The organism is Pseudomonas sp., from assembly GCF_030150285.1.
Taxonomy (GTDB): Bacteria; Pseudomonadota; Gammaproteobacteria; order Pseudomonadales; family Pseudomonadaceae; genus Aquipseudomonas.
In genome coordinates, this window is record NZ_JASLGE010000090.1 from 40838 (window position 1) to 53011 (window position 12174).

General features: G+C 56.3%; 12 protein-coding genes. 8 read left to right on the top strand and 4 right to left on the bottom strand.

Going from position 1 to position 12174, the window contains the following annotated elements:
• Positions 1-103: 103 nt before the first annotated feature.
• Complete coding sequence (locus Q1W15_RS21250; RefSeq protein WP_300731998.1) at positions 104-307, bottom strand: hypothetical protein; 204 nt, start codon at positions 305-307, stop codon at positions 104-106.
• Between Q1W15_RS21250 and Q1W15_RS21255 the strand changes: the two genes are divergently transcribed.
• The 4 genes from Q1W15_RS21255 (at position 290) to Q1W15_RS21270 (ending at position 6440) form a co-directional block, all read left to right on the top strand.
• The gene (locus Q1W15_RS21255) at positions 290-2212 is read left to right on the top strand and encodes a PrkA family serine protein kinase (protein ID WP_300732001.1); all 1923 of its coding nucleotides are present in this window, start codon (positions 290-292) and stop codon (positions 2210-2212) included. The genes Q1W15_RS21250 and Q1W15_RS21255 overlap by 18 nt on opposite strands.
• Before the next feature lie 103 nt (positions 2213-2315).
• Entirely contained in the window at positions 2316-3590 is a 1275-nt protein-coding gene (locus Q1W15_RS21260) for a YeaH/YhbH family protein (protein ID WP_300732004.1), read from the top strand.
• Positions 3587-5149: a SpoVR family protein gene (locus tag Q1W15_RS21265; protein ID WP_300732007.1), complete on the top strand. Its 1563-nt coding sequence runs from the start codon at positions 3587-3589 to the stop codon at positions 5147-5149. Before Q1W15_RS21260 ends, Q1W15_RS21265 begins: the two co-directional genes overlap by 4 nt.
• Before the next feature lie 61 nt (positions 5150-5210).
• Positions 5211-6440 (top strand): multifunctional CCA addition/repair protein, encoded by a 1230-nt coding sequence (locus tag Q1W15_RS21270; protein ID WP_300732010.1) that lies wholly within the window; start codon positions 5211-5213, stop codon positions 6438-6440.
• 159 nt (positions 6441-6599) lie between these two features.
• On the opposite strand, the gene folK is transcribed toward Q1W15_RS21270, so the two are convergent.
• Both folK and folB read right to left on the bottom strand, forming a co-directional pair.
• Positions 6600-7118 carry a 2-amino-4-hydroxy-6-hydroxymethyldihydropteridine diphosphokinase gene (gene folK, locus Q1W15_RS21275; RefSeq protein ID WP_300732013.1) on the bottom strand — a complete coding sequence of 173 codons (519 nt, stop codon included), beginning with the start codon at positions 7116-7118 and terminating at the stop codon, positions 6600-6602.
• Positions 7109-7462 (bottom strand): dihydroneopterin aldolase, encoded by a 354-nt coding sequence (gene folB, locus Q1W15_RS21280; RefSeq protein WP_300732016.1) that lies wholly within the window; start codon positions 7460-7462, stop codon positions 7109-7111. Before folB ends, folK begins: the two co-directional genes overlap by 10 nt.
• Positions 7463-7536: 74 nt before the next feature.
• Here folB and plsY point away from each other — a divergent pair, with 74 nt between their 5' ends.
• Complete coding sequence (gene plsY, locus Q1W15_RS21285; RefSeq protein WP_300732018.1) at positions 7537-8106, top strand: glycerol-3-phosphate 1-O-acyltransferase PlsY; 570 nt, start codon at positions 7537-7539, stop codon at positions 8104-8106.
• A gap of 53 nt (positions 8107-8159) precedes the next feature.
• On the opposite strand, the gene tsaD is transcribed toward plsY, so the two are convergent.
• Positions 8160-9185: a tRNA (adenosine(37)-N6)-threonylcarbamoyltransferase complex transferase subunit TsaD gene (gene tsaD / locus Q1W15_RS21290; protein ID WP_300732020.1), complete on the bottom strand. Its 1026-nt coding sequence runs from the start codon at positions 9183-9185 to the stop codon at positions 8160-8162.
• A gap of 198 nt (positions 9186-9383) precedes the next feature.
• Here tsaD and rpsU point away from each other — a divergent pair, with 198 nt between their 5' ends.
• The 3 genes from rpsU to Q1W15_RS24575 all read left to right on the top strand — a co-directional run.
• Positions 9384-9599 (top strand): 30S ribosomal protein S21, encoded by a 216-nt coding sequence (gene rpsU / locus Q1W15_RS21295; protein ID WP_002551877.1) that lies wholly within the window; start codon positions 9384-9386, stop codon positions 9597-9599.
• A gap of 472 nt (positions 9600-10071) precedes the next feature.
• The gene (dnaG, locus tag Q1W15_RS21300; protein ID WP_300732022.1) at positions 10072-12027 is read left to right on the top strand and encodes a DNA primase; all 1956 of its coding nucleotides are present in this window, start codon (positions 10072-10074) and stop codon (positions 12025-12027) included.
• Between the two features lie 67 nt (positions 12028-12094).
• Positions 12095-12174 (top strand): RNA polymerase sigma factor region1.1 domain-containing protein (locus tag Q1W15_RS24575; protein ID WP_367280647.1); only part of this gene is annotated, 80 nt, incomplete at its 3' end.

Consider the following 12174-nt stretch of genomic DNA (forward strand, 5'->3'; position numbering starts at 1 on the left):
CCGCCAAGCCCACGTTTTCAGTGGGCTAGCGCCCCGCCAGACCAACGGTCCACGCCAACAATTCACGCATCCCGCCTTGACCTCTGCGATTACCAACTATCCTTTAGCTCAGGCCATCCGAATCTGGGGAGAGCCGGTACACCGGCGCAGGGATCATCAGTAGTAACTTCAACGGGTTATAACCGTTGATGGTGTCCTGGGGGGTACACAGCATCTGCAATGTTGCTGCATGCCAGCACTCGAACTGACCGATCAATCGCCGGCTCCACGTATCGAGCGAGGTGACGTCATGAGTATTTTTAGCCACTTCCAACAACGCTTTGAATCCACACGCCAAGAAGAGCTGACGCTCCAGGAATACCTTGAGCTGTGCAAACAAGATAAAAGCGCTTACGCCTCGGCTGCCGAAAGGCTGCTGCTGGCCATTGGTGAACCGGAACTCCTGGACACCTCCAACAACTCCCGCCTGTCACGAATCTTCTCTAACAAAGTGATTCGACGCTATCCGGCCTTTGAGGACTTCCATGGGATGGAAGAATGCATCGACCAGATCGTTTCTTATTTCCGTCATGCGGCCCAAGGGCTCGAAGAGAAGAAACAAATTCTCTACCTGTTGGGGCCAGTCGGCGGCGGCAAGTCATCGCTCGCCGAAAAACTGAAACAACTGATCGAAAAAGTACCGTTCTATGCCATCAAGGGCTCCCCTGTCTTCGAATCGCCACTAGGGCTGTTCAATGCCACAGAGGACGGTGCCATCCTCGAAGAAGACTTCGGCATCCCCAAGCGTTACCTGAGCACCATCATGTCGCCCTGGGCCACCAAACGCCTGGCCGAGTTCGGCGGTGACATCAGCCAGTTCCGCGTAGTGAAACTCTACCCTTCCATTCTTAATCAGATCGGGGTTGCCAAAACCGAGCCCGGCGATGAGAACAACCAGGATATTTCCGCACTGGTGGGTAAAGTCGATATTCGAAAACTAGAAGAATTCCCACAGAACGACGCCGACGCATACAGCTACTCGGGCGCGTTGTGCCGGGCCAACCAAGGCCTGATGGAATTTGTAGAAATGTTCAAGGCCCCCATCAAAGTCTTGCACCCTCTGCTGACCGCCACCCAAGAAGGCAACTACAACAGCACTGAAGGCCTGGGCGCGATTCCGTTTAATGGCATCTTGTTGGCCCACTCCAACGAATCCGAGTGGCACACCTTCCGCAACAACAAGAACAACGAAGCCTTTATCGACCGCATTTACATCGTCAAAGTACCGTATTGCCTGCGCGTCAGTGACGAAGTGAAAATCTACGACAAGCTGCTGTTCAACAGTTCGCTGGCCAAAGCCCATTGCGCGCCTGACACCTTGAAAATGCTCGCTCAGTTCACTGTGCTGTCGCGCCTCAAAGAACCCGAAAACTCAAATATTTACTCGAAAATGCGGGTCTATGACGGCGAAAACCTGAAAGACACCGACCCAAAAGCCAAATCAATCCAGGAATACCGCGATAGCGCAGGCGTTGACGAAGGCATGAACGGCCTTTCAACCCGGTTTGCCTTCAAGATCCTCTCGAAGGTGTTCAACTTTGACCCCCATGAGATCGCAGCCAACCCCGTGCATTTGCTTTACGTGCTGGAGCAGCAGATTGAGCAAGAGCAGTTTCAGGCAGAAACCCGCGAACGCTATTTGCGCTTCCTCAAAGAGTACCTGGCACCGCGTTACATCGAGTTCATTGGCAAGGAAATCCAGACCGCCTACCTGGAGTCTTACAGCGAATACGGGCAAAACATCTTCGATCGGTACGTGCTCTATGCAGACTTCTGGATCCAGGACCAGGAATACCGCGACCCCGAAACCGGCGAAATACTCAACCGCGTGGCCCTCAACGAGGAACTGGAGAAAATCGAGAAACCGGCCGGCATCAGCAACCCGAAAGATTTCCGCAACGAGATCGTCAATTTCGTGTTGCGCGCTCGTGCCAACAACAACGGCAAAAACCCGACCTGGCTCAGCTACGAAAAGCTTCGCGTGGTAATCGAGAAGAAAATGTTCTCCAACACTGAAGACCTGCTGCCGGTTATCAGCTTCAACGCCAAGGCGAGCAAGGAAGATCAACAGAAACACAACGACTTCGTTACACGAATGGTCGAGCGCGGTTACACCGACAAACAAGTACGGCTGCTCTCCGAGTGGTACCTGCGGGTCAGAAAGTCGCAGTGAACCCGCGATAAGCCTCAAGCCTCAAGCTGCAAGAAGAACATGCGCAGTGTGTGCTTCGCCTTGCAGCTTGCAGCTTATACCTTGAAGCTGCCCGGAGGGCCTTATGAGCTATGTGATCGACCGACGCCTCAATGGCAAGAACAAGAGCACGGTAAACCGCCAGCGTTTCCTGCGGCGTTACCGCGACCATATCAAGAAGGCCGTTGAAGAGGCCGTAGGCCGCCGCTCCATCACCGACATGGAGCATGGCGAGCAAATCAGCATCCCGGGCCGCGACATTGACGAGCCTGTGCTGCATCACGGCCGCGGGGGCAAGCAAACCGTGGTTCACCCCGGCAATAAAGAATTCACCAGTGGCGAGCATATTCAGCGCCCGCAGGGGGGCTCTGGCGGGGGTGGCGGGCCGGGCAAAGCGGGTAATTCCGGCGAAGGCATGGACGAGTTCGTGTTTCAAATCACCCAGGAAGAGTTCCTCGAATTCATGTTCGAAGACCTCGAATTACCTAACCTGGTCAAACGCAACCTGACCGGCACCGACACATACAAATCCGTTCGCGCAGGCATCAGCAACGAGGGTAACCCGTCCCGCATCAACATCATCCGCACGCTGCGCTCAGCCCATGCGCGGCGCATTGCACTGTCCGGCAGCAGTCGCGCCAAGCTCAAGGAGGCCAAGGCCGAACTTGAGCGGCTAAAACGTGAAGAGCCTGACAACTTCGGCGATATCAAAGACATTGAGGCTGAAATTGAGAAACTCAGTGCGCGAATTCATCGCGTGCCCTTCCTCGACACCTTTGACCTCAAATACAACCTGCTGGTCAAACAGCCCAACCCCAGTTCCAAAGCGGTGATGTTTTGTCTCATGGACGTTTCTGGATCGATGACCCAGGCCACCAAGGACATTGCCAAGCGCTTTTTCATCCTGCTGTACCTGTTCCTGAAGCGAAACTACGACAAGATTGATGTGGTTTTCATTCGGCACCACACCAGCGCCCGCGAAGTGGATGAAGAGGAGTTTTTTTACTCGAGGGAAACCGGCGGCACCATTGTTTCCAGTGCACTCAAACTGATGCAGGAGATCATGGCCGAACGCTACCCCACCAACGAGTGGAACATTTACGCAGCGCAGGCTTCGGATGGCGACAACTGGAACGATGACTCTCCCATTTGCCGCGACATCCTGATCAACCAGATCATGCCATTTGTGCAGTACTACACGTATGTCGAAATCACCCCGCGTGAGCACCAGGCACTCTGGTACGAGTACGAGCGCATCGGTGCGGCATTTGCAGACACCTTCGCTCAGCAGCAACTGGTCTCGGCCGGTGATATCTATCCGGTCTTCCGTGAACTCTTCCAGCGCAGGTTAGTGACATGACCGCCAAAGAGAATAATCGCCATCCCATCTCCACTGGCTCAGAGTGGACCTTTGAACTGATCCAGGCCTATGACCGGGAAATCGGCCGCTTGGCCGAACGTTATGCGCTGGACACTTACCCCAACCAGATTGAAGTCATCACGGCCGAACAAATGATGGATGCCTACGCCTCCGTGGGCATGCCGTTGGGTTATCACCATTGGTCCTACGGCAAACATTTTTTGAGTACCGAGAAATCCTACAGCCGAGGCCAAATGGGGCTGGCCTATGAAATCGTCATCAATTCTGATCCGTGCATTGCTTATCTGATGGAAGAAAACACCATCTGCATGCAAGCGCTGGTGGTTGCGCACGCCTGCTATGGTCATAACAGTTTCTTCAAAGGCAATTACCTGTTCCGCACCTGGACAGACGCCAGCTCGATCATCGACTACCTCGTGTTCGCCAAGCAGTACATCATGCAATGCGAAGAGCGCCACGGCATCGACGCCGTCGAAGACTTGCTCGACTCCTGCCATGCACTCATGAATTACGGCGTAGACCGTTACAAACGGCCATACCCGATTTCGGCCGAAGAGGAACGTCGCCGGCAAAAAGACCGCGAAGAGCACCTGCAAAAACAGATCAACGATCTGTGGCGCACCATTCCAAAAAGCGCAGACAAACACAGCGAAAAGGACAACGCCCGCTTTCCTGAAGAACCACAGGAAAACATTCTGTACTTCATAGAAAAACATGCCCCGCTACTGGAACCCTGGCAGCGCGAGATCGTGCGAATCGTGCGCAAAATTGCCCAGTATTTTTACCCGCAGCGGCAAACACAGGTAATGAACGAAGGTTGGGCGACGTTCTGGCATTACACCTTGATGAACGACCTCTATGACGAAGGCCTGGTCACAGAAGGCTTTATGATGGAGTTCCTGACTTCGCACACCAGCGTGATTTTCCAACCGGGCTTCGACAGCCCCTACTACAGTGGAATAAACCCCTACGCGCTGGGTTTTGCGATGTACCGGGACATCCGGCGTATCTGCGAAGCGCCCACCGAGGAAGACCACCGCTGGTTCCCGGACCTGGCGGGCAGCGATTGGCTGTCCAGTATCAAATTCGCCATGAGCAGTTTCAAGGACGAGAGTTTTATTCTGCAGTACCTGTCTCCCAAGGTCATTCGCGACCTTAAGCTGTTCAGCATCATGGACGACGACCTGAAAGACGACTTGCTGGTACCCGCCATTCACGATGAGAACGGTTACCGCATCATTCGAGAAACCTTGGCTGCTCAGTACAACCTGGGCAACCGCGAACCCAACGTACAGATCTGGAGCATCGACCGCCGCGGCGATCGCTCATTGACCTTGCGCCATCAACAACACGACCGTAAGCCCTTGGGAGACTCAACGGACGAAGTGCTCAAGCACTTGCATCGTTTGTGGGGCTTCGATATCCACCTCGAAACCCTGCAAGGCGAGCAGATCATGAAAACCCATCATGTACCCCCAAAAGGCGAGCATGGCGACACTGATTACGGGCGCCTGGACATGGGGGCCATCCACCTGTGATGCACGCGAGCCTCCGTTAGCACAGCGCAAGCGCTATCCTGTCGGGCTAACGGAGGTTTTTATGAAGATCTATAAAGTGGGCGGCGCAGTGCGCGATCGCCTATTGGGCAAACCCTTCACTGACATTGACCGGGTCGTGGTAGGCGCAAGCGCAGAGCAAATGCTCGCCAATGGCTATCGCCCCGTGGGCTCTGATTTCCCGGTCTTTCTTCACCCTATAACCGGCGAAGAGTACGCACTCGCCCGCACCGAGCGCAAAAGCGGCCATGGGTATGGCGGCTTCGTCTTTCATGCCAGCCCCGACGTGACCCTCGAAGAAGACCTGATGCGCCGCGACCTGACCATCAACGCGATGGCTGAAGACGACGCGGGCAATATCATCGACCCCTATCATGGGCAACAAGACCTGGAAGCACGCTTATTACGTCATGTTTCCCCCGCGTTCGCCGAAGATCCATTACGCGTCCTGCGCGTGGCCCGCTTTGCGGCGCGCTTTGCAGGGCTCGGTTTTACCGTCGCCCCTGACACACTTGAACTGATGCGCCAACTCTCTGGCTCCGGCGAATTGCAAGCGCTGACGCCAGAACGCTGCTGGAAAGAAATGTCCCGCGCATTGATGGAGGATTGCCCACAAGTATTTATTGAAGTGCTGCGCAACTGCGGAGCGCTCGAGGTATTACTGCCCGAAGTGAACGCTTTGTTTGGGGTTCCTCAGCCGGCGCTCCATCACCCGGAAATCGATAGCGGCCTCCACACCCTAAGCGTGCTTGAGCAGTGCGCACTGCATCACCAGCCTTTAACTGTGCGCTGGGCCTGCCTGCTGCATGACTTGGGCAAAGGCCTGACGCCCGAAGACCAATGGCCAAGACATATTGCCCACGAGCACAAAGGGTTGCGCCTGATCAAAGCTGTCAATGAACGCTTCAAGGTGCCTCGAGACTGCCAGGAGTTAGCGCTGCTGGTGGGCGAGTACCACACCCACGGCCATCGCGCCCTTGAACTCAGAGCATCAACACTGCTGGAGTTGCTGCAACGGTTTGATGTGTATCGTCGCCCGCAGCGCTTTGAAGAGTTCGTGGCGGCTTGTGAGATGGACGCCAGAGGGCGGCTGGGGCTGGAGAACAGGCCTTATCCACAAGCTGACTACCTGCGCGCAGCCGCACTGGCAGCCCAGGCCGTGGCCGTTCAACCCCTACTGGAACAAGGCTTCAAAGGCCCAGAGCTGGGCGAAGCCCTCAAGCACGAACGGCTCAAGGCCCTTCAAGCCTACAAGGACGCCGCCAAACACTGACTCTACCCTTCGTAGGAGCCAACTTGCTCGCGATCTTTTGATCGTTAAAAGATCGCGAACACGTTGGCTCCTACAGGTGAATGAAGTGCGCCCCGTTCTTTGCGCGACAACGCAGCGTAAGACGGGGCGGCCCCGCCTGCGAAGTCAACAGGGGGTCAATCAAAGCAGCTCTGCTGGCGTCAATGGCACGCCCCGCCATTCAAACGCCACAGGTGCCAGCACTTGATCGATCTGCGCATCGCCCCACAACTGCGCAAGGGTTTTGCCCACCCCCTGATGCAGCTTGTCCGGCGCAATCAAAGATAACGGCCAAAGCACAAACGCATTCTTGAGAATCTCCGCTCGTGGCAAGGTCACGTGCTTGAAGTCGCCCACCAAATCGCCGTAGAACAACACGTCGATATCCAGCGGCAATCCTTTGCGATCAGGTGCATAACGCCCGTTATCCGCTTCAATCAGCTTTAAACGTCGGCTTAACTCAACGAGCGGCAAGTCTGTTTCTGCCTTCACGACCAGGTTGAAAAAAGGCCCGCTTTTGATACCGACCGGCTGGCTTTCAAACACGGCCGAACACGTCATGCCTTGCAGAAATTCGGCAAGCGCATCCAGCCCGGCACACAAGTGCGCTTCACGTTCAATGTTGCTTCCCAGGCCGAGGTAAATCTGAGTTAGCGACATCCGCGCTCGATCTCCACGCCCACCCCTGTCGCCGCCGCAACGGCACCGGGTTTGGTCAGTTTGAGGTGCAGCCAGGGAATACCGAACTCACTCATGAGCACTTCAGCCAGACGTTCGGCAAAGGTCTCTACCAACTGGAATTGAGCATGCTCGGCAAATGCCTGAATGCGCGACGAAACGCTCGCATAATCCAGCGCCAGGGTCAGATCATCGCCTGCAGCAGCCGGGCGGTTGTCCCACGCGAAACTCAGATCCAGGCGTAAACATTGCCGGATACCACGTTCCCAGTCATAAGCACCGATCACGGTGTCAACTTCCAGGCCTTCGATAAACACTCTGTCCAAGCACTTTTCTCCGCAGCACGACAAGGGCGCATGGCGCCGTTAGAATCAGGGCGTCCTCGCCCGGAATAGTTAGCATGTTTTGGTTACTGGCGATCATCGCCTACCTGCTCGGCTCTCTGTCCTTCGCCATTTTGCTCAGCCGCCTGACGGGAACCCCCGACCCGCGAATGAGTGGATCAGGCAATGCGGGCGCAACCAACATGTTACGCCTGGCCGGCAAAAAGCTGGCCGTACTGACCCTGCTCGGTGACCTGTGCAAAGGCTTATTGCTTGTGCTCTTGGCCGACCGCCTGGGGTTCACTCTTCAAGAGCAAGCCTGGGTCGGGCTCTGCGTGGTGCTCGGGCACATGTACCCGGTGTACTTTCACTTCAAGGGCGGCAAAGGTGTTGCCACAGCCGCCGGCATGCTACTGGGGCTTTACCCCCTCGCCGCACTACTGGCCATGGCCGCTTGGCTACTGACATTCCAGTTGACCCGCACCAGCTCACTGGCCGCATTGATTGCCACCCCCTTGACCCTGCCACTGCTGGCCTGGCAGGCACCTGCCGCCTTACTGCCCATGAGTGCTTTGACGGCACTGATCGTATGGCGACATCGCCGTAATTTACGCGACCTGATGGCCGGGCGCGAACGCCATTTCTGAATCGCGTCAGTGAAGGCACACCAGGCTCAGCCATACGCCCTGCAGTCCGGCGTTTACAACGGTGGCAACTGCTCCATTGGCCAGCGCGCCTGCACACTGATAGCCAGGCTTTCATGCTGCCCCGCCTGCAAGCGCTGACACCCCGCAAAAGCAATCATCGCGCCGTTGTCGGTGCAAAACTCAGGGCGCGCGTAGTACACATCGCCCTTCATGTCGCCGAGCATTTTTTCAAGCGAAAGCCTTAACGCCTTGTTAGCGCTGACTCCGCCCGCGATGACCAAGCGATTCATGCCCGCCTGCTTGAGTGCCCGCTTGCACTTAATGGTCAAGGTATCGACCACCGCCTGCTGAAACGCCAAGGCAATATCGCTACGCGTTTGCTCGCTGTCATCGCCTGCTGCTACGCAGCGCTGCCAGGTGTTGAGCGCGAAGGTTTTAAGGCCGCTGAAGCTAAACTCAAGCCCGGGACGGTCGGTCATCGGGCGCGGAAACACGAACCGCCCCGCAACACCCTTGGCGGCCAAACGTGCGATCTCCGGGCCGCCCGGATAGTTGAGCCCCATCATCTTGGCGGTCTTGTCGAACGCTTCCCCGGCCGCATCGTCGAGGGTCTCGCCCAACAACTCGTATTGACCGATCCCATCGACCCGCACCAACTGCGTATGACCGCCCGACACCAACAAAGCGACGAACGGGAACTGCGGAGGTTGCGCTTCCAGCATGGGGGCCAGTAAATGGCCTTCCATGTGGTGTACACCCAAGGCCGGAATGCCCCAGGCAAACGCCAACGCCTGAGCGCAGGATGCCCCAACCAGAAGGGCTCCCACCAGGCCAGGGCCTGCCGTGTAGGCAACCGCATCAATTTCTGTGGCCACACAATCTGCTTCAGCCAACACCTGACGAATCAACGGCAGCATGCGCTTGACGTGATCCCGTGACGCCAGCTCGGGAACGACACCGCCATAGGCACGATGCAGGTCAATCTGACTGAACAGCGCATCGGCCAAAAGCCCGCGCTCACTGTCATACAGCGCGACTCCGGTTTCGTCGCAGGAGGTTTCCAATCCCAGTACTAGCATGGGTCTACGCCTTGTAGAGGCTAAATTCGAAGCGGCGCATAATAGTCGCCACTCCCGCCCCCGGCCAGCGGTTTTCGATCAGAGGCTTTGCATTCCGGGTCATGAGGGGTTAACATCCGCAACCCTTAAAAACCGACGTCTTTCAACGCGATTTTGCCTTGAGACGTTGACCCCGGTAATGAATGAAGGTAGCTCTGGATGCCAGCCGTCAAAGTAAAAGAGAACGAACCCTTCGACGTAGCTCTGCGTCGTTTCAAGCGCTCCTGCGAAAAAGCCGGTGTTCTGGCTGAAGTTCGCAGCCGCGAATTTTACGAGAAGCCGACTTCTGAGCGTAAGCGCAAAGCAGCAGCAGCTGTCAAGCGTCACGCGAAGAAAGTTCAGCGCGAGCAGCGCCGCGCCGTTCGTCTGTACTAATACACAGACGATCGTTGCACGCTTCTGCCAAGCCCGGCCTAAAGCCGGGCCGTAGGCAGTTGCAGCAAGTTACAGGTACCACCGTCAAGGCCGCAGATGCGACCGCGACAAAGCGCTACACCACGTCAGACCTGGCCTAATAGCCAGCGGTGCACGTCTTCACTGACGAGCCTACCAAGGCTACCGACGAGCACACCTCTGATTTTCACAAAGACGATCAGCCCAAGGCACCTCTCTCAGTGCCTGCTTTTGAGCTATCCGAGACCAGCCACTGGTCGATGCCGGACTCAGGGGCGTAACGCCTATCGAACCCTTTTGGCCTGATTAAAATCAAATCAGCAGAGTTTCGACAGATACACTTCCCTTATATGCCCCAGCAGACGTCCCAGTGATCGCGCAGTGATTTCACCTGCACGGCCGCCGACCAAGCCCATTGATGCGGTTATTGCTGCACTGAGATGACGAGAACGCCATGGCCGGGTTAATCCCCCAGAGCTTTATTGACGACCTTCTGAACCGTACCGATATCGTCGACGTCGTCAGCTCTCGCGTGCAAATGAAGAAAGCAGGCAAAAACTACACGGCCTGCTGCCCGTTCCACAAAGAAAAAACACCCTCTTTCAGCGTAAGCCCCGACAAGCAATTTTATTACTGCTTTGGGTGCGGCGCTGGCGGGAACGCGCTCGGCTTTCTGATGGACCACGACAACCTGGACTTTCCCCAGGCCGTCGAAGAGCTGGCCAAAGCTGCCGGCATGGAAATCCCCCGGGAGGAAAGCGGTCGCCCACACAAACCGCGACAACCCACAGACTCCCCGCTGTACCCACTGCTCACAGCCGCTGCCGATTTTTATCGCCAAGCCCTTAAAGGCCACCCGGCCCGTAAAGCCGCCGTGGACTACCTGAAAGGCCGAGGCCTGACCGGCGAAATCGCCCGCGATTTCGGTCTCGGCTTTGCGCCTCCCGGTTGGGACAACCTGTACAAGCATTTGAGCAGCGATACCCTGCAGCAAAAAGCAATGATCGATGCGGGCTTGCTGGTTGAAAATGCGGAAACAGGCAAACGCTATGATCGCTTTCGCGATCGCGTCATGTTTCCGATTCGTGACAGCCGGGGCCGCATCATCGCCTTTGGCGGCCGGGTACTGGGCGACGACAAACCCAAATACCTGAATTCCCCGGAAACCCCGGTGTTTCACAAGGGGCAGGAACTGTACGGGCTGTACGAAGCCCGCAAGTTCAACCGTAGCCTGGATGAAATCATCGTCGTTGAAGGCTACATGGATGTCATCGCGCTCGCCCAGCAAGGCTTGCGCAATGCCGTGGCAACACTGGGTACCGCTACCAGCGAAGAGCACATGAAGCGCCTGTTTCGTGTAGTGCCCAGCGTGCTGTTCTGTTTTGACGGCGACCAGGCCGGTCGCAATGCTGCCTGGCGCGCACTGGAAGCCACGCTGCCCTGCCTGCAAGACGGCCGTCGCGCACGCTTCCTGTTTTTACCCGAAGGTGAAGACCCGGACACACTTGTGCGTTCCGAAGGCACTGACGCTTTCAAGGCGCGCATCAATCAGCATGCCCAACCCTTGGCCGATTATTTTTTCCAACAACTGACGGAAGAGGCAGACCCCCGCTCACTTGAGGGCAAGGCCCACATGGTTACGCTGGCAGCGCCGTTGGTCGACAAAGTGCCGGGGGCCAACCTGCGCACGTTGATGCGCCAACGCCTGACCGAAATTACCGGCCTAAGCAGCGAGATGGTCAGCCAGCTGGCACAAAGCGCACCTGCAAAGCCTCAGGCTCAACCCGTTTACGACCCCGGCATTGATTACGATGCAATGCCCGATTACAGCGACTTCCAACAACCGGAGATGTACACGCCCCAACAGGCGTGGGCACCGAAAAAGTCAGGCGCTGGCACCAAGAAGTGGGAAAACAAGCCCTGGGATAAAAAAGGCAAACGAGGCGGCGAACGAGAGCAGGCCTGGGTACCGGTCGGTGTTGAGCCGCCTACGCTCACTGCCTTGCGCACCCTGCTGCATCACCCTCAACTGGCAAAAAAAGTTGAAGATGCCGGGCACTTTGCCGCTGAAGATCAGACCAATAACCAGTTATTGATTGCACTGGTCGAAGCCGTACAGAAAAATCCTAAGCTAAGCTCTATTCAGTTGTTGTCACGCTGGCACGGCACTGAACAGGGCCGATTACTACAAAGGCTACTGGAAAAGGAGTGGCTAATTGATGCCGATAACCTTGAACAACAGTTTTTCGACACTATAACTAGCCTGTCAGCCCGCCAACGCGAGCGAAATCTGGAACTACTTCTTCGCAAAGCGCGCCAGAGCGAGCTCAGTAGCGAAGAAAAAAATCAGTTACGCGACCTTCTAAGTCGCAATAATCCCGCATCAAACCCGACCTCAACTGGCGCGTGAGGTCATAGCTAAGGTATAATCCTCGGCTTGTTTTTTGCCCGCCAAGACCTTCAGTGGATAGGGTGTTATGTCCGGAAAAGCGCAACAGCAGTCTCGTATCAAAGAGTTGATCACCCTCGGCCGTGAGCAGAAGTATCTGACTTACGC